Below are 19,107 nucleotides of genomic sequence, written 5' to 3'. Positions count from 1 at the left end.
AAGACCTCCAAAATAGTTTAGAATAGAGGAATTATTCCTCCTTTATACTTCTCTAATATAAAATTTCTAACTTTGTCACTCCTTAGAACTTTCATTAAAGTTGCTACTTCTTTACTATTTTCATCACCTTTTCTTACTGCTACCACATTTCCATAAGCACTCTCTTTCCCTTCAACAATTAAAGAGTCTTCTTGTGGTGATAATCCTGTATCTAAAGCATAGTTACAATTTATAACTGCTAAGTCCACATCTTCTAAAGATCTTGGTAACTGAGCAGCTTGTAGAGAAACAATCTTTAATTTTTTAGGATTTTCAACTATATCAAACTCTGTAGCCATTAAATCCTCAGGATTAGATAACTTTATAACTCCATTATTATGTAATAAAATCAACGCTCTTCCAGCATTTGTAGGATCATTAGGAATAGCTATTTTATCTCCAGCTTTTAATTCATTCACACTTTTATATTTTTTAGAATAAGCTCCTAATGGTGGGACATATATATCCTCTAAGGGAACTAAATCTAAATTTTTCTCTTTCATAAAATTAGCTAAATATGGTTTATGTTGGAAAAAATTTGCATCTAAAGAACCATCTGCCAAAGCTAAATTTGGCATAATATAATCTGTAAATTCAACAATTTCAATATTTAATCCCTCTTTTGCTAACTCCTCTTTTATCTCATTTAAAATTTCCCCAGCAGGTATTGGAGTAGCCCCAATTTTAAACACATCTTTTCCAAAGACAAAATTTGAAACAATAATTAATAGCAATAATGTTCTTTTCATAAAATCCCCCCAGCTATAAATGTTTTAAAAATGATAATAATTTTTTATAATTTTGTCAATCTTTTTTTATTTTATTTTTTTTAAAAAAATATTTTCAAAAAAATGTTTACAACCCTATTTTTTTATGTTATATTTATGCAAATAAAAAAATTTTAGGAGGAATTTAAAATGTCTTTAAGAAAAGTTAGGGCTATGTTTTGGTTTATGTATTATTTTAAAACTAAGGTTTATATCTAGAAATTATAGATATGAGCCTATTTGTATTAAAAAAATATAGGCTTATATCCCAACTAACTTTTTAAAGATTTATTGTTTAAAGCTTTTGGGAAACCAGAAGCTTTTTTATTTTATCTAAATTTATGAACTGGGAGGAATTTTTATGGAAAAATCTATTTTAACAGAAGTTTATATGGACAGTAACATTTGGAATATTTTAGGTAAAGAGATTCAAAATTATAATAATATCTTAGTTATTCATGGTGATAAATCTCTTTTATCAATAAAAAATGAATTTTTTAAAACTTTAAAAGATAAAAATTTTCATCTAGTTCATTATGGTAATGAGTGTTGTCACTCTATTGTTAACTCAACTTTGGATAATTTAAATGATAATACTTATGATTTGATTCTTGGTATTGGTGGCGGAAAATCTATCGATGCTTCAAAAGTTATGATGGATAAATTAAATATACCACTTTTTACTATTCCTACCATTGCTTCTACATGTGCTGCAGTTTCATATATTTCAGTAATGTATGAGGAAAATCATGTGTTTCAAGAGTTATACTTTTTAAAAAGACCACCTCACAAAACGTTCATAAATTTAGATACTTTAATTGCTGCCCCTAAAAAATACTTATGGGCTGGAATAGGAGATACTTTAGCTAAATATTACGAAATGAATTTAAAAGCTCGTGGAAAAAGATTAAATTTTAATACTACTATGGGAGAAAAGCTAAGTCATCTTTGTAAAGAAACAATGTTAAATTATGGAAAACATGCTCTTTCTACATCAATAGTAGATGTTGATTTTAAAGAAGTTGCTGGAGTTATTCTTGTAACAACTGGTATTGTTTCAAATCTTATTGACTTTAAATACAATGGAGCACTTGCCCATGCTATTTTCGATGCTTTAACTAAAATTAAAAGAGTTGAAGAGGAGCATCTACATGGAGAAGTGGTAGCTTTTGGTATATTAATTCAATTACAACTTGAAGGTAATCATGAAGAACTTAATAATCTTTTAAACTTCTATAAAGAGATTAATCTTCCAACTACTCTTAAAGAGATTGTTGTTAAAAATGAATACCTTGAGAAAAAAGAGGAGATTATTGATAAAATTTTAAACTCTATTACTGGTAGCGAAATACCACTTAACTTTACTAAAGATGAATTTATAACTATTTTAGAAGGAAATTTATAGGGGGGATATTAAAATGAATGGATCAAAATTTTTAGCTAAAAGATTTCAAAATAAAGAGGAAACAACTTTCAAGTCTATTGATGAATCAGAAAAAAATCAAATTATAAACTTAGGAATTGGAGATTTGGATATACACACTGATAAAATTATTATAAACTCCGCTTTTCAAGATGCTTTAAATGGTCATACACACTATACCGATCCTTTAGGAGATTTAGACCTTCGTAAAGAAATTATTGAATATCATAAAACTGAGTTTAATAATTATAATGTTGATCTCAACGAAGTTATTGTTTTATCAGGAGCTTGTCATGGAATGTATTTAGCATTACAAGCTACATTGAATGAGGGGGATGAAGTTATTCTTATTGCCCCATTTTTTCCAGTTTATGTAGATCAAATTAAAGAGGCTAATGGAACTCCAGTTATCGTTCATACAACTATTGAAAATAACTATCAAATTATTAAAGAAGACTTAGAAAAAGCTATAACAAAAAAAACTAAAGGTATTATTATAAATACACCTTCTAATCCTACAGGAGTTTGTTACTCTTTAAAAAGTTTAGAGACTATTAGTGAATTAGCTAAAAAATATGATTTACTTATATATGCTGATGATATCTACGATTTTTATGATTATTCTAATAGTTTTATTCCCATTTATACTTTAGATGGAATGAAGGAGCGAACTATTTCTGTTTGTAGTTTTTCTAAAAATTTTGCTATGACTGGTTGGAGAGTTGGCTATAATATTGCACCTGCGTCTATTATAGACACGATTAGAAAAATAAACGAAGTTATTGTTTATAGTGCTTCAGCTATCTCTCAAAGAGCTGCTCTTGCAGCCCTAAAAAATAGAGAACACATAAAAAATAGTATTGTTCCTCTATACAAAGAAAGAGTTGAATATAGTTTAAATAGAATCAATAATATAACTGGTTTAAGAGCATTTGCTCCACAAGGTGGAATATATATTTTTATAGATATTAGTGAAACTAATTTAAATTCCATACAATATTCGGATTATCTTTTTGAAAAACTAAAAGTCAAAGTTATTCCAGGAAAACCTTTTGGTAATGATAAAGCTGTTAGAATAGCTTGTTCTAATAGTTTAGATATTTTAAAAGAAGCTTTTGATAGAATTGAGGCAAACTCAATAAATAATACGGGAAGGTGAAAATAATGAAAATAAAAGAGCTAATGTTTAAAATATTAAATGGTATGAGTTTAGGGATTGTTGCAACTCTTATTCCATCAGCAATTCTTGGTGAGATTGCAAAAAGTTTAAATTTAGCAAGTATATTAAATTTAACAAGAATATCCACAAGCCTACTTCCATTTGCAATTGGAACTGGAGTTTCATACCAATTAAGTTTCACTCCTTTAGAAAGCATATGTGTTTCTGTTGCCACTTTCATTGGATCAGGGGTTGTATCTTTTGTTAATGGAAATATTGTTCTAACTGGAACAGGTGATGTAGTTAATGCAGGAGTTACTGCCTTTATTGCATCTTTAGCTATCTATCTTTTTAGAGATAAAGTGAAGGGGTTAAGCATGGTTGCTCTTCCTATCATAATTTCAACTGCTGTTGGATGGATTGGTTTAAATCTCTTACCTTATGTTAGTAAGGTTAATGGAGTCATTGGTCTTACAATAGAAGAAGTCGTTAAAATGCAACCTCTTTTAACAGGTGGTATTATTGCAATAATATTTTCTATTCTTATTATTTCACCATTTTCTACTGTTGGGATAGCTCTTGCTGTAAATCTTAGTGGTATAGCTGCTGGTGCTGCAAATCTTGGTGTTTGTGCTGCAGCCTTTGGTCTTGCTCTTGCTGGACTTAAAGTTAATCCGATTGGAATAACTTTAGTACCTGTTTTAGGTTCTGCTAAAATTCAAATGGCTAACTTTGTTAAAAATCCCCTTATTATAGTTCCCATTGTTATTAACGCTTTTACCCTTGGTGTTTTAGGAGCTTTATTTAATATTAAAGGAACTGCTTTTAGTGCTGGCTTTGGAATTAGTGGTTTAATTGGCCCAATTAATGCTCTAAATCATCTATCTTGGAATTTAAAAAATATAGTTCTTGTTTTTACTCTATTTATTATTTTACCAATTATTTTTGGATACATTTGTAACTTTATTTTTATAAATAAATTGGTCTTAATTAAAGAGGAGGATTATAAAGTCACTATATAGTTTAATCTCTAGCATTTGAAAAAAAGTACACTGTTTTTAGCAACAAATTTCTATATTGTACTTAGTTATAAAACTATGTATTCTATGATATAATTGTTCCGCTATAAACTTATACCTTTGGAGGAACAATTATGAAAAAAATTATTTTGGGAGCTTTAGCCTTAGCTTTATCTACTATGGCTTTAGCAGAAAATAGATATGGAATTGGAGCTGGAGTAGGAGTTTCAAACAGTATCTACAAAGGAGCTGAAGACAAAGCTTATCCTGTACCGCTTTTAGATGTTAATTATGGTAACTTCTATATTAAAGGAATCACTCCTGGATATTTCTTCTTTAAAGGCGAAGATCTATCTTTATCTGTATTCGTTGATCCTATGGCTGGTTTCCCTATTAAAGCTAAGGATATGGGAGATGGATACACTAATATTGATGATAGAGATTTCCAAGCTATGGTTGGATTAAGAGCTGACTTAAATACAAGAATAGCTGGAATTAGAACAGGTGCTTCTGTTCAATTTGGTGAGCATGGTTCTGAAGCTAAATTAAGCGCATTTAGACCTTATAATATCAATGACAAATTTACTTTAGTTCCTGGAATTCACGTTAAAGGATTCTCTGGAGATTATGCAAACTACTATTTCGGAGTAACATCAGATGAAGTAAATAGATCATCTACTGATAAATTAACTAGAGAATATAAAGCAGATACTGCTTATTCTTTTGGAGCTAACTTATCAGCTGAATACAGATATAATGAAAAAGTATCGTTCATAGGAATTTTAGGAATAGAGAAATTCTCTAGCGAAATTACTGATTCTCCTATTGTTAATGATGATCCTTTATTCATTGCAAGTATAGGTGCAAAGTATTTCTTCTAATAAAAAAAAGACTAACATAAAAGTTAGTCTTTTTTATTTTTTCTCATTTTTAAAATTTTATAGCTTACATAAACTAATGCTAGTAACGCCACTAGATATTTATATCTTATTATATAAGTATTTATTATATGCTCGTAGTCTTTATATAAAGTTCCTACATTAACCATAAAAGCTACATATATTCCCGCTCCAAGTCCTGTAAATATGCTAAATTTGTATATATTCATCTCTAAAATTCCTGGTGGGAAAGATATATATTGTCTAACTACAGGTATAAATCTACCTAAAAATACTATTAACTCTCCTCTTTTATTAAAAAGAGTTTCCATTTGAGTTAATTTATCTTCATCTAAAAAGAGATATTTACCATATTTTAAAAGAAGGCTTCTACCTAAAGTTCTTCCTAAAAAATAATTTAAATATGCTCCACCTAAGCTACCTAAAGTCCCTGCTAAAAGAACTGGTATAAAACTCATTTCTTTAGTACCTATTAAGTACCCTGCTGGAAGTAAGGCTACCTCTGATGGAAAAGGAATGAATGAAGACTCTAAAAACATCATTATAAAAATACCAAAATAACCTAAACTCATAAAAAATTCACTAGCTTGCTTTATTAATTCTTCCACATTTTCTCCTTCTATTTAAATTATAATAATATTAGGTAGTTCTAATAACTTTTCTTTTTCTACCTCTGTTATATCTCCTCTTAAAGTTATTGTATGACCATACTCTTTTTGAAGATTTTCAAATTTTTCATTTAAAATATTTTTTACATTTAATTCCTGTGAATAAGGAAAATCTATTACACAATATATTCTTTTCTCAGTATTTTCTATTACATTATCTAATTTATTTTGTAAAGCTTTATTATATGTTTTAAAGGCTTCTCTTACTTCAAACTCATCCTCTTCTAACTCTTTTGCTTTTTTTTCACCATTCTTAGTCAATTTATAATAGGTATGGTTTCTGTGTTTAACAACCACATTCGCTTCCTTAGTTTTGTATTCAACCATTATATTTTCAACTCGTTCTAGTAACTTATTTTTAATTAACTCTTTAACACACTCTCTAACTTCATTTTGGTTTTCAAGTATTCTATTAGCTAATTTAGATATAAATGTTGGACCTATTTTATAAATTGTTAATACTATCTTCTTCTCTAACTCACTCATATTTACTCCTATTTTTTTTATATTATATCATAACTTTAGTAAAAAATTGGTAAATAAAAAGGATGAAAGATTTTCTCTCTCACCCTCTAATATCTTATTAGTCTCTAGTATATTCAGATAAATATCCAAGAATTTTTTTTCTTACTCTTTGAATTGCATTATCTATTTTTTTAGATGGTTCCTCTAACAACTCTGCAATTTCATTATACTTATACTGCTTACAAGTATAGAAAAATACCTTTTTCTCCAAAGGAGTTAAGTTATTATTTAAAAAATCTCCCAACATTTCTACCAATTCTTTTCCTATAAGAATATCTTCAGGAGAGTAGAAATTTACAGATGGTTTTGCATATTGTACTAAATCATCTAAATTAACATCTTTGTCTCCAATAATCGATGTATTCAACTTTTGATTTCTATTTGAGTTTGAAGATTTTACTGCTGTAATAATCTGTCTTTTTATACATAGATTTGCAAAAGTACTAAAACACACCTCTCTTGTTTCGTCATATGACTTTACTGCCTTCATAAGACCTATATACCCCTCTTGAAGCAGGTCATCGATATCTCCACCTTTTATGAAAAAGTTTTTACTATTTCTTAAAATATCACTTTTGTACTTTAAGAAAACTTTTTCCATCGCTTCATCATCACCATTTTTTGCTAACATTACATCTCTTTCATCCATTAGTCTGCCCCCTTAACTATTTAACGGTAAAAAAAGTAAAATTAAGCTCACCCCTAAGCTGTAAAAATTTTTAAACGTCTCGCTCTATGAAAAAATAATACCATATTTTTTTTTTTATTTAAACGTTCCATTTTTTCTTTTTTCTTCATATTCTTTGAAACATATAATAATATTCTAATATAATACTTTTGGTAATTTATTTTCATTTTTTAAGTACTTTGAAAATTAAATTTGACACAGTTATTTTTTTTTGATACTCTTATTAAAATAATTAAATACTAAGGGGGAGTTCTATGAAAAAAATATTTAAATTATTACTGCTAGTTACACTTTTTATTAGTTGTGGAAAAGAAAAAGAATCTGAAAAACAAACAACAATACCTAAAGAGAATAAATTAATTTATACTCAAAGTAGTGAATCTGTAACCCTTCATCCTCATGAAGCTACAGATGTATATTCTAGAAGAATAATTTCAAATATTTTTGATAGACTTATTGAAACTGATGAAAATTTAAAAATAGTTCCTGGACTAGCTGAAAGTTGGGAACAACTATCACCTACCGAACTTAAATTTAACTTAAGAAAAGGAGTTAAATTTCAAAATGGTGATGAATTAACTTCTGAAGATGTAAAATACACTTTAGAAAATGCTAAAAAATCATCTAAAGTTGGAACTCTTTACTCAGCTATTGATAGTATTGAAACTCCTGATAAATATACAGCTATTATTAAAACATCAGCTCCATCAGGTTCATTAATACACCATCTAACACATATAACAGCTTCTATTTTAAATAAAAATTATTACGAAAGTACAAAAGATGTAAATCATGCTCCTATGGGAACCGGAGCCTACTCTTTAGTAGAGTGGAAGCCTGGATCATACATGACATTAAAAAGAAACGATGAATACTTTAGAGGTAAACCTTCTATTGAAATTGTTGAAGTCAGAGGAATTCCAGAGGAAAATAGTAGAGTTATTGCTATTGAAACTGGCGAACATCATATTACTGGAGATATTGATTCTATTGGTAGAAAAATTCTTGGAGATAGGAAAGATATCAGAGTTGAAGAGATTAGTTCTCTTGGAGTTGGATACTTAGGAATTAATACAGAGAAAGGTGCTCTTCAAAATAAAAATGTTAGAAAAGCAATTGCAATGGGAATTAACAGAGATATTATCATCGAGTCTGTTTTAAGTGGTGCTGTAGAAAAAGCTAATAGTATCTTAGGGCCTGGAGTCGTTGGATATTCTAAAGAAACTGCTCCATTTGAATATAATCCTGAAGAGGCTAAAAAACTTTTAGAAGATTCTGGCTATAAAGATTTAAGTTTAACTTTAGTTACAAGTAATAATGAACTTAGAAAACAAATGGCTGAAATTATACAAGCTCAATTAAAAGATATTGGAATCAATGTTAAAATTGAGATTTTAGAATGGGCCGCATTTCTAAGTGCAACTGGAACAGGAAAAAGCGATCTTTTTATGCTTGGATGGTCTAACTCATCTGGAGACGCTGACTACGGTATTGGTTCTGTTCTTCATAGTAGTATGAAAGGTTCTTCTGGAAATAGAAGTTTCTTTGATAATCCCACTTTTGACGCTCTTTTAGATAAAGGTAAGGTTGAGTTGGATCCTATTAAAAGATCTGAACTTTATGCTCAAGCTCAAAATATTATGAATGAAGAAGTTCCTGTTTTACCAATCTACTTTATGCCTGCAAGTGCTGGTATTAGAGAGGAAGTTAATGGATTTGTTCAATCACCTATTAATAATCCTACTTTTTATAAATTATCATTTTAATTTTTCTAAATAAAAACTACCTCTTTCGAGGTAGTTTTTTTATGCTAATTCTAAAACTCCTAAGGCATACATAAGCATTCCTTGTTTTAACATATCTATATCCATTTTTTCATCAAAGCCATGAGGATTACCTCTAAACTCTTTAAAGTTTGGCCCAAATGCAACTGTATTTGGCATAAGCTTTGCATAAGTTCCTCCTCCTAAAGCCACGGGTTTATCATCTCTATCTGTTACATCTTTAAAAACTTTTTGAAGCTTTTCAACTAATGGATGTTCTTTAGGAAAATATAGTGGTGCATTATGATTTTCTTTTACAAATTCTACATTATTTTCTCTTCCTATTTTATCAAGTATAGTATCTAACTTTTTTTCATTGGTAGTTACAGGATATCTAATGTTAAACTTAACATATATTGAAGATTTTTTTTCCTCGATTATCTTTACAATCCCACAACTTAAAGTTAAATCTCCTGTTTCTTCATTTTTAGTTTCTATATTTAATCCACTTCCATCAGTTTCTATACCAACAACTTTATCCATAAAATTAACAAATCTCTTTAATGAATCTTCCTCAGGTATTACTCTATTTAGAAATCTAAATAACCATGTTATTGGATTCACACCTCTTTGTGGAGAACTTGCATGAGCTGGTATTCCTTTACATATAACTTCTAAATAACTCTCTTTTTCTAAAACTTCAAATTTACATGGAGTATCCTTAAATTTTTCTAACTCTTTTATAATCTTTTCAGATAAATCTTTTTTTAAAAATACTTTTGCTTCTTCAGGAACTACATTTGATCTTGTTCCTCCAACTATATCTAATATTGAAGTTTTTTCTTTTAAAAAACTATCTTTGAAAGAAAATGTATAGATTCCTTTTTCTGAAAATACAACTGGAAACTGTCCATCTGGAGTAAAAGCATATTTTGGAGCTTTCTCTTTAGAGAGATAATATTTTATATCCTCATCTCCACTCTCTTCGTTTGTTCCAAATATTATTCTAACTCTATGATTAAAAGTTGGAACACACTCTTTTAAAGCTTTCATTGAATGTAGTGCTGAAATAATTGGTCCTTTATTATCTAAGGCACCTCTTGAAATCATATTCTTCCCTACTATTTCTCCGCTAAATGGTGGAACACTCCACTTTGAATGTTCTCCCTCTGGTACGACATCTATATGACCTAAAACTCCTATATACTCTTCTCCCTCTCCAAACTCAGCATAACCAATATAATTATCTAAATTTACAGTTTTAAACCCTAGATCTTTTGCTATTTTTAATGTTTCTTCCAATCCTTTTTTTAGTCCTAAACCAAAGGGAGCACCATTGGTGCTCTCCTCTTTTACAGTTTTAATTTTAACAATTTTTTGTATATCTTTTAAAGTCTCTTGAAAGTGTTCATCAATATAGTGTTCTAGAGTTTTTCTAGTATTCAAACTACTCCTCGATTAATGAAAGAGCGAAATCTAAAATTTTATCCCCTTTCATCATTCCATAATCCATCATATTTATAACTTCAACTTTCTTTCCAACCTCTTGAGCTATTTTATTAAGTTCATCTTTTCTAAACTTAACTTGAGGTCCTAATAAAAATGTATCATATTTATCTAAATTCTCTTGAAACATCTCTAATCCAACAGCTTTTATCTCTACAGGGATTCCTCTTTTTTCTGCTGATTCTAACATCTTTTTAACAACTATGCTTGTTGACATCCCTGCTGAACAAAGTAGTAATATTTTTTTCATTATTTTGCCTCCTTTTCAAATGCCTCTACTGCATCCTCTTCATATTTACTTGCTTTATCTAATATTCTTAAGAATGGTAGATATATTAGAGCTCCTAATATTAAGTTAACTATTTGAATAATAGCTCCTGACATATCTCCAACTGTTAAAAATCCACTAATTATTGCTGGTGTTGGCCATGGGAAAGCTACTCCTAAAGGTCTACTTACAAGTCCAATTGTCATTGCTAAATATTGAGTTGTAACAAATACTAACGGAATTATATTAAAAGGTATTAACATAATTGGGTTTAATATTATTGGCATTCCAAACAGAATTGGCTCATTTATATTAAATATTCCAGGTACAGCACTAATTGCTCCAACACTCTTTATATGCTTACTCTTTGCAAAAAGACCTATTGCTAAAAGTAGTGATAGTGTTGCTCCAGCTCCACCCATCCAGATCATATCAAAGAATTGCTCTGTAATAACGTGTGGTAATGGTAATCCCTCTTTTAAAGCATTGATATTTTCAACTTGATTCTCTAACCAGAAAGGTCTTACAAATCCATTTACCATAGATCCACTATTTATACCAACTGACCATAGTATTGAAATTGAGAATACTGTTAATAATGATCCAAAGAATGACGTTCCTAAAGCTCTTAATGGCATTGCTAAAACTTTATATACAAAATCATGAATTGTTCCATACTCAGTATTCATCATACCTATTCTTAATAATAATGCTAAAGATAATATAACTGTTCCTGGAATTAACGCTTCAAATGATTTTATAACTTCAGGTGGTACACCATCTGGCATCTTAATAAGAATCTTTTTATTTACAAAGAATCTAAATATATTAGCTGTAACTATACCTATCACCATAGCGATAAACATTCCTTTACTTCCAAGCCAGTTAAAGCTTAAAACAGAACCCATACCTTCAACTTCAGATAATGGTGTTAAAATTAAAAATGATGCTAGTGATAAAAGTCCAACAGCTACACTATCAAGTTGAAATTGATTAGCAAGTTGTTGAGCAACTAAAAATGCTACGTAAACTCCAACTAATGAAAACGTTGCACTTACAGGAATATCTATTACATTTTTCCAATTTGCCCCAAATGTTTCTAACATAAACTTTTGATAAGCTGGTAATGGAAATGCTGATATCATTAAAAATATAGATCCAATCATTAAAAGAGGCATCATTAAAACAAACGCTCTTCTTATACCATTAATATGTTTATTTCTTCCAATCCAAGCTGCTACAGGAACCAGCTTTTCTTCTAAAATCTCAATTACTTTTGACATTTAAATCCCCCTTTGAATTCTCTCTTTATATGCTCTCATATACTCTTCAGATGCTACTTCTATCTTTATCTCTCCATTTTCTTGAGGAGTTGATATATAAACTTGAGGTTTTTCTGTTTCTGTTCCAACACAGAATGTGAACTCAACATTTGTTCCTATTCCCCATTCACCTTTATTATTCATAGCTACAATAGATATCTCTCCAGCTTTTCCCCTTCTTTTTCTTAAAGTTTCAGAAAATTCATCTACAGCTTTTTGAGCAGCTTCCATTGGATGCTCTCCCTTTTTCATTCTCTGAACTACTTCATAAGAAAGACAACCTTTCATTATATCTTCCCCAAGACCTGTTGCTGCTGCTCCTCCAACTTCATTATCAACATAAAAACCTGAACCTGAAACTGGTGAATCACCAACTCTTCCTTTTTTCTTCATAAAAAGTCCACTTGTTGAAGTTGCTACAGCCATATCCTCATCCTTATCTAAAGCTATCATACAAACAGTATCATGACCATCATATGGAGAAAGATTTTTTTCTTGTATCTCTTTAACTCTTAATTCCCAAGTCTTTTTAGCTCTCTCTGTTAACATATTTTGTCTTACAAAGCCATTTTTATGAGCATACGATTCTGCTCCAGCTCCAACTAAAAATATGTTGTATCTATCTGCACTAAGTTTTCTTGCTATAGATATTGGATTTTTAAAATCCTTTATTGAAGCTACCGCTCCTATCGAAAGAGTTTTTCCATCCATAAATGCTGCATCTAACTCAACTTCACACTCTTCATTTGGAAGTCCTCCATAACCTACAGATTTATAAAATGGATAATCCTCTACAAATTTAACTGCTTCTTCCAATGCATCTTGACATTTTCCACCGTTTTTTAACATCTCTGAACCTAAAGTTACTCCTTCAGAAGCCATTCTCCAAGTTGCTATCATACCCCATTTTTTTCTCATACCCTTATTCTCCTTTTAACTCTTTCAACTCTTTATGTACTTCAATTAGCTCTTCTACTAGCTCTCTAGCTAATATTGCATTCATAAGATGATCTTGTGCATGAATCATAAGTAGATTTATCTCTACACCTTTTCCATCTGCTTCATTACATATAAGTTCAGTTTGTACACTATGAGCTGCATACATTCTTTCTTTAGCTTCATCTAATAACTTTTTAGCATTTTCAAACTCACCTTTTTTAGCTGCTCTTAAAGCTTCATAAGATAGAGCTCTACTCTCTCCTGCATTTCCAACTATGGCCATTGCTACCGCTTCAATATCCATAAAAAACCTCCCGTATCATTTCATAGTTTAACTTTATACCAATTCTTTTTATTGGTCAAATCACATTTTTTTAGTGCGTATTTCGTTAATAACATTCCTTTTTTATATATAAAATCTTGATTTTAACCTTTTTATAAGATATGATTATACATGACGATATAAGTCATTATGATATATCGTTTTAAAAAAATATTTTTAATATAAAAAATATTTTTAAAAAATTAGAAAAAAGGAGTTCAAAGTGGGAAATAAAAATATTTTTATTGAATTTTCTAAAAAACTGAGTAAAAAAGAGAGAGATTTTTTAAGATCAGTTGATATTAGCAGTAACTCAGTTACTGTTCATTTAGAAACACTTTATAAAATATTTGAAGTTAAAGAGGAGCCAAAAGCTATCGAATTAGAAAAACTTTTATTTAAATTTTTTTCTAAAAACGTAACTATCATTGATTCAAATTCAAATTTTAAAAAAAGGTTTAATATTCTAAATAGTTATTTTTTTGAAAGAGATTATGTAATTTTTGAATTTTCATCTCATATCTTAGATGAAAAAATAAAAAAAATGCTTAAATTTAAAGAAAGATACTCATATAGATTTTATCAAGAGATTTTAAATAGTGAGAAAAGTATTTTAAATATCTCAATGAATAATTTAAGGGATATATTAGAGATTCAAGAAACTTATGATAGATTCTATGATATTGAGAAGAACCTTTTAAAACCTATCTTTAAAGATCTTACAACTATTGGAGAGTTAGATATTGAATATGAAAAGGATAAGAGTGGCGAGTATAAAAGTGCTAAAATTTTAGGAATTAAAATTATAAAAGATTATAAAAATAGTGAAACTAATGAAGTTAAACCTATTTTTACTTTAACTAAAACTTTTAAAAATCTTTTTGAACTTCATAGTGAACTTATGGAGATTTATAAAAAACTTAAAGGTGATACATCATATATTTCTAATTATCATTTTAACTCAAAACTTTTAGTTAAAATATACAATATAAAAAATGATGAAACTTTAATTTACACTTATAAAGAGTTTACATTTAAAATCTTATATAGAAAAGATTTGCCTACAATTATTGAGATATTTGAAAATTTTGAAGAGGAATAAAATAAAAGGGATTAACCAAATTGGTTAATCCCCTATTTTTAATTAAATCTATTTAAATATTCATTCATATAAACGATATTTCCATTAACTCTAGAATCCTCTGCTGCAAAAGCCATTATGTGACTTTCTAACGATGTTCTTGGATTAGTTCTTGAATCCTCTTGTCTTCCCAAACAAAGGTTTACAAAATCATTCATAAGTCCTGTATCTCCTCCTCCGTGTCCTCCCTCTAGAACATCTGGAATAATTTCTGTCTTCTTTCCATTTGCAAAACGTCCTTCACCTTTTCCAAATTCATAAACTTCTATATGGTTTTTTGCATCATTTCCTCTTATTTCACCTTTAGTTCCCATAATTTTTATTGTTCTACAAACTTCATCTGTAAAAGCACATAGATTAAAAGTTACATTTACTCCATTTTCAAACTCAATTATAGAAACCATATTATCTACAACATTATTATCACATTTATAAACACATCTTCCATATTGATTATGTTCTAACGATTTTGTTAAAGCCTCTTCTGTTTGAATCTCACTAGCTATTAGAGTTGGCCAAGCTCCAATGTTATTATAATATATTTTTTTTGGTGAATATATACAACTATCTATATACTTACACTCTAAACATCTATCTGCTGATCCCTCTGGAGCATTTTCTTTTCTAAAATATTTTAAGTTACCAAAAGAAGCTATTTTTTTACAAGGGCTACCATTTAAAAGCCAAGATAAAATATCTAAATCATGACAACTTTTTTGTAAAATAAGAGGACTTGTTTCATCTGAATTTCTCCAGTTCCCTCTAACAAAACTATGTGCAAAATGGAAGTTTCCTATATTTTCATTATGTTGTATATCAACAACCTCTCCTATTATTCCACTCTCTATTAGTTCTTTTAACTTACTAAAAAATGGTGTATATCTAAGTACATGACAAACCATAACTTTAACTCCATATTTTTCAGCCATTTTAACTATATCAATACATTCTTCAACTCTATTTGACATAGGCTTCTCAAGCAGAATATCATAACCTTTTTTCATAGCCAGCTCTATAGGTTCAAAATGCATGTCATCACCTGTTGCTAATATTATAGCATCACAAAATTTATCTTTTTCTAAAAAATCCTCCCAAGAATTAAATACATACTCAGGTAGAATTCCGTGAGCTTTTATCATTTGATCTCTCTTTATAGGATTTGGTTCTGCCACAGCAACAATCTCTGCTTCATCACTATTTTTTAAAATAAAATTAGCATATACATCCTTTCCCCTATTTCCTGCTCCTATTACACCAATTCTTAACATAAAATATCCTCCTATTTTTTGAATACGTATACATTTATTTTCAATGTGAGTATAGTACATGATTTTTAAATTGTCAAATTTTTTTCATAAAAATTTGCTTCTATTAATTTTATAAGGTATTATTTTTTATATATAGTAATTTAAAAGGAGGAAAAATGAAAAATAAAAGAATCACCATGACTGAAATAGCTAATTTAGTGGGCGTTTCACAAGCAACCGTTTCAAGAGCTATAAATCAACCTGAAAAAGTTAAACCTGAACTAAGGGAAAAAATCCAATATTTTATTGATAAATATAAATTTGTTCCCAATGAAAATGCAAAAACAATGAGAGGAGTGGGCAGTAAAATTTTAGGTCTTATTGTTTTTAGTTTTTCTAATCATTACTATTTAGATATGATTAAATATGCAGAAAAATTAGCTAGAGAAAAAGGTTATAGTCTTCTTGTTATGAATTCTGAAAAAAATGCTACCCTTGAATTAGAACATATAAAAATGATGCTAGCTCGAAATGTAGAAGGGATCCTCATAACTCCTGTTGATGAAAAAAATCTTGATTTTTTAGAAACTACCGCTGTTCCTTTTGTAGCTTTAAATGAGGAGTTTCCTGGTCATAACTATGTTACAACCTCTTTAACTGAAGGTGGAGAGATTGCCGCTAAACATCTTATAGCAAATGGATATAAAAATATCGGATATATTGGTGGTGATAATAAAAAATACCATCCTAAATTAGAGGGGATTAAAAAAATCCTTAAAGAAAATAGTATTAATTTTAAAACAAATTGGTTTATAAAAATGGATACTATTAATCTAATTGGGAATGAAATTGATAACCTTTTTAAAAATAAAAAAAATATCTGCAAAGCATATATTACTTCCAATGATGAAGTTGCATGTTTATTTTTAAAAAAGGCAAATGAATTTGGATATAAAATACCTGAAGATATAGCACTCGTTGGATTTGATAATACTATTGTTTCTAAACTCCTTGATATTACTAGTATTATTCAACCTACAGAAGATATGGTTCGAAAAGGAATTGAAATTCTTTTAAGTGGAGAAAATGAAAAAAAAGAAATTCTGCTTTCTCCTGAAATTGAAATTCGAAAAAGCAGTTTAAAATAAATTTGACAAATATAAAAATATAGAGTATAAAATTATCATAAATTATGAATACGTATACAATTTTGGGAGGTATTATGAAAAAAATCTTAGGTGGACTATTAATTATGGGGACATTAATAGGATGCGGTCAAAAGGATGAAACAAAGGTCTTAACTTTTAGTACTTGGGAAGGTACTGGTGAACAATTTTTTACAGATATCAACGATATCAACACTGAATATAAAAAAATAAATCCAAATGTTACTATAAAAATTGAAAAAATTCCAAATACAGAATACGATACTACAATGAAAATTAGAAATACAGCAAAACAACTTCCTGATATTTTCGCTATTAGAAATAAACACATGTATTCATATAGAGATGCTGTACATGATTTAAGTGATTTAAACGCTTCTAAAATCAATACATTTGCTGAACCATACAAAATAGACGGAAAGGTTGTAGGTTTACCTATGTATGGTTTTAATGAATACGTTTACTATAGAAAAAGTGTATTTAATAAACTTGGACTAGAAGTACCTCAAACTTGGAATGAATTCTTAGGAGTTGTTGAAACAATTAATAACTCAAGTGATTTAATTCCTCTTGCAATTGGAGGTAAAGATTTATGGACTACATATCCTTATGGACAATTCGTTCCTTACTTAGTTGAAAATGGTGATAACCTATTAAATCAAATGGGAGATATGAACTCACCTTTTACTGAAGGAACAAGTATTTATAAAGGTTATGAAAAGGTTAATCAACTATTTCAATTAAAACCTGCTGGTGAAAATCCTTTAGGTTACGGATGGAGTCAAGAAAAGAATATGTTTTTATCTGGTAAGTCCGCTATGATTGCTGTTGGACAGTGGTTTTATAAGGATTTTATGAAAGATGCATCTGAAGAGGATAAAAATGATTTAGGAATGTTTTTAATGCCTGTTAGAGATACTAAAAACGATAAATTTAGATACTTTGTTACTGGAGAGGTTTTCCTAGGTGTACCAAAAAGTACAAAGCATGAAAAAGAAGCAAAAGAGTTTATAGAGTGGTTCTTCGCTAGTAACTACTATAAAGACTACATCAACTATATGCAAGTTATTCCAACTGTAGAAGGTGTCGAGTTAACAGATAGTCCTTTTAAAGCTGTTACTGATAAAGTAGAAAATTTAGAAGCAGTTTATCAAATTCCAGGTGGAGAAAACTATACAAAAATTAAAAATGAAACTAGATATGATCAAAATCAATTATCTCAGGAACTTTTAAGTGGAAGTGACTTTAAACAATTGATGGAAGAGTGGAATAAAAAATGGAATGATGCAAAAGGAAAGGTAGTTGGTAGATAAATGGCTGAAAGTTTAGTCTTAGAAAGAGAAAAGAATATTGAGAAAAAAACTTTAAAACAATTTTTAAGAAATAAAGAGGTTCAAAAGAAATTACTTTTAATTACATTTTTATTTATACCAACAGTTATGCTTCTTAGTTTTATTATTTATCCAGCACTAAAACTTGTATATATTAGTTTAACTGATTGGAATGGAATATCTGAAAGCTATAATTTTATTGGTTTTGAAAACTTTAAAACACTATTTACTTCTAAAAGTCTGTGGACAACATTAAAAGCAAATAGTATATACTTTACTTTACATTTTTTATTGATACCTGTTGAGTTATATATAGCCTTTTTGTTGGATAGATTTATCAAAGGTAGTGAGTTTTTTAAAAGTATATTTTTTATGCCTTATATTATAAATGGTGTTGCTGTAGCTTATATGTTTTCATTTCTTTATAGCTCAGAGGATGGAGTTTTAAATGCGGCATTAGAACTTATGAAGATGTCTAAGATAGGATGGTTAAGTGATCCAGAAATTGTTAACTACTCATTAGCTGGAGTTTCTTTATGGAGATTTACTGGGATGCCAATTATTCTATTCTTAGCTGGACTTCAATCTATACCTAAAGATATGCTTGAAGCAGCAGTTATCGACGGTGCTTCAGTATTTCAACAATTTTCAAAAATTATAATGCCTAATATGAAAACTGTTACTAGTATTGTCTTATTTTTAAATGCTCGTGGTGCCTTAATGGTATTTGATATTCCATTTGTTATGACAAGTGGTGGTCCAAAAGAGAGTAGTGCTACCTTTGCATTAAACCTAGTTAAAATAGCTTTTGAATTTGAAAATTTTGGATTAGCTGCTTCAATGGCTATTGTTTTAATAGTTATGATTTTATTACTATCTAAATTACAAGATAGACTACTTAATATGAAAGGATAG

The 19,107-nt window shown here is 29.0% G+C and carries 19 protein-coding genes; 9 read left to right on the top strand and 10 right to left on the bottom strand.

The annotated features are described in order from the left end of the window. Positions 1-17: 17 nt before the first annotated feature. Positions 18-788, bottom strand: coding sequence for a MetQ/NlpA family ABC transporter substrate-binding protein (locus MKD34_RS01365; protein WP_240219387.1), 771 nt, complete (start codon positions 786-788; stop codon positions 18-20). Positions 789-1,167: 379 nt separating this feature from the next. On the opposite strand from MKD34_RS01365, the gene MKD34_RS01360 reads away from it, so the two are divergent. The 4 genes from MKD34_RS01360 to MKD34_RS01345 all read left to right on the top strand — a co-directional run bounded on the left by MKD34_RS01360 (position 1,168) and on the right by MKD34_RS01345 (position 5,288). Beyond that, the gene (locus MKD34_RS01360) at positions 1,168-2,211 is read left to right on the top strand and encodes an iron-containing alcohol dehydrogenase family protein (RefSeq protein ID WP_240219386.1); all 1,044 of its coding nucleotides are present in this window, start codon (positions 1,168-1,170) and stop codon (positions 2,209-2,211) included. 13 nt (positions 2,212-2,224) lie between these two features. Further along, positions 2,225-3,388, top strand: coding sequence for an aminotransferase class I/II-fold pyridoxal phosphate-dependent enzyme (locus MKD34_RS01355; RefSeq protein WP_240219385.1), 1,164 nt, complete (start codon positions 2,225-2,227; stop codon positions 3,386-3,388). 5 nt (positions 3,389-3,393) lie between these two features. Continuing rightward, positions 3,394-4,410 carry a PTS transporter subunit IIC gene (locus tag MKD34_RS01350; protein ID WP_240219384.1) on the top strand — a complete coding sequence of 339 codons (1,017 nt, stop codon included), beginning with the start codon at positions 3,394-3,396 and terminating at the stop codon, positions 4,408-4,410. Between the two features lie 131 nt (positions 4,411-4,541). After that, on the top strand, positions 4,542-5,288 hold the full coding sequence (locus tag MKD34_RS01345; RefSeq protein WP_240219383.1) for a MipA/OmpV family protein: 747 nt from the start codon (positions 4,542-4,544) through the stop codon (positions 5,286-5,288). 23 nt (positions 5,289-5,311) lie between these two features. Here the strand turns inward: MKD34_RS01345 and MKD34_RS01340 are convergent, their stop codons facing one another. From MKD34_RS01340 to MKD34_RS01330, 3 genes are all read right to left on the bottom strand, one after another. Then, entirely contained in the window at positions 5,312-5,914 is a 603-nt protein-coding gene (locus tag MKD34_RS01340) for a DedA family protein (protein ID WP_240219382.1), read from the bottom strand. 15 nt (positions 5,915-5,929) lie between these two features. Further along, complete coding sequence (locus MKD34_RS01335) at positions 5,930-6,460, bottom strand: DUF2250 domain-containing protein (RefSeq protein ID WP_240219377.1); 531 nt, start codon at positions 6,458-6,460, stop codon at positions 5,930-5,932. 97 nt (positions 6,461-6,557) lie between these two features. Further along, entirely contained in the window at positions 6,558-7,148 is a 591-nt protein-coding gene (locus MKD34_RS01330) for a sigma-70 family RNA polymerase sigma factor (protein ID WP_240219376.1), read from the bottom strand. A gap of 293 nt (positions 7,149-7,441) precedes the next feature. Between MKD34_RS01330 and MKD34_RS01325 the strand changes: the two genes are divergently transcribed. Beyond that, complete coding sequence (locus MKD34_RS01325; protein ID WP_240219374.1) at positions 7,442-8,953, top strand: ABC transporter substrate-binding protein; 1,512 nt, start codon at positions 7,442-7,444, stop codon at positions 8,951-8,953. A 39-nt stretch (positions 8,954-8,992) separates the two neighbouring features. On the opposite strand, the gene pepV is transcribed toward MKD34_RS01325, so the two are convergent. The 5 genes from pepV to MKD34_RS01300 are packed head-to-tail and all read right to left on the bottom strand — an operon-like array spanning position 8,993 to position 13,289. After that, positions 8,993-10,396, bottom strand: a complete 1,404-nt coding sequence (gene pepV, locus MKD34_RS01320; protein WP_240219372.1) for a dipeptidase PepV — start codon at positions 10,394-10,396, stop codon at positions 8,993-8,995. A gap of 1 nt (position 10,397) precedes the next feature. After that, a complete protein-coding gene (locus tag MKD34_RS01315; RefSeq protein ID WP_185892015.1) occupies positions 10,398-10,706 on the bottom strand; it encodes a PTS sugar transporter subunit IIB in 309 nt (102 codons plus the stop codon). Beyond that, positions 10,706-12,007, bottom strand: a complete 1,302-nt coding sequence (locus MKD34_RS01310) for a PTS sugar transporter subunit IIC (RefSeq protein WP_185892016.1) — start codon at positions 12,005-12,007, stop codon at positions 10,706-10,708. Before MKD34_RS01310 ends, MKD34_RS01315 begins: the two co-directional genes overlap by 1 nt. Then, complete coding sequence (locus tag MKD34_RS01305) at positions 12,008-12,964, bottom strand: N(4)-(beta-N-acetylglucosaminyl)-L-asparaginase (RefSeq protein WP_240219370.1); 957 nt, start codon at positions 12,962-12,964, stop codon at positions 12,008-12,010. It abuts the gene before it with no gap. Positions 12,965-12,968: 4 nt separating this feature from the next. Beyond that, on the bottom strand, positions 12,969-13,289 hold the full coding sequence (locus tag MKD34_RS01300; RefSeq protein WP_240219368.1) for a PTS lactose/cellobiose transporter subunit IIA: 321 nt from the start codon (positions 13,287-13,289) through the stop codon (positions 12,969-12,971). Positions 13,290-13,530: 241 nt separating this feature from the next. Here MKD34_RS01300 and MKD34_RS01295 point away from each other — a divergent pair, with 241 nt between their 5' ends. Further along, entirely contained in the window at positions 13,531-14,409 is an 879-nt protein-coding gene (locus tag MKD34_RS01295; RefSeq protein WP_240219366.1) for a replication initiation protein, read from the top strand. A 38-nt stretch (positions 14,410-14,447) separates the two neighbouring features. Here the strand turns inward: MKD34_RS01295 and MKD34_RS01290 are convergent, their stop codons facing one another. Next, positions 14,448-15,716: a Gfo/Idh/MocA family protein gene (locus MKD34_RS01290; protein ID WP_240219364.1), complete on the bottom strand. Its 1,269-nt coding sequence runs from the start codon at positions 15,714-15,716 to the stop codon at positions 14,448-14,450. Between the two features lie 155 nt (positions 15,717-15,871). Between MKD34_RS01290 and MKD34_RS01285 the strand changes: the two genes are divergently transcribed. The 3 genes from MKD34_RS01285 (at position 15,872) to MKD34_RS01275 (ending at position 19,107) form a co-directional block, all read left to right on the top strand. Then, positions 15,872-16,843, top strand: coding sequence for a LacI family DNA-binding transcriptional regulator (locus MKD34_RS01285; RefSeq protein ID WP_240219363.1), 972 nt, complete (start codon positions 15,872-15,874; stop codon positions 16,841-16,843). Positions 16,844-16,917: 74 nt separating this feature from the next. Then, positions 16,918-18,174 (top strand): ABC transporter substrate-binding protein, encoded by a 1,257-nt coding sequence (locus MKD34_RS01280; RefSeq protein WP_240219362.1) that lies wholly within the window; start codon positions 16,918-16,920, stop codon positions 18,172-18,174. Beyond that, entirely contained in the window at positions 18,175-19,107 is a 933-nt protein-coding gene (locus MKD34_RS01275; protein ID WP_240219360.1) for a carbohydrate ABC transporter permease, read from the top strand.

It is taken from the genome of Cetobacterium somerae (assembly GCF_022430525.1).
Classification (GTDB): Bacteria; Fusobacteriota; Fusobacteriia; order Fusobacteriales; family Fusobacteriaceae; genus Cetobacterium_A.
This window is presented reverse-complemented; position numbering and strand designations above follow the sequence as displayed.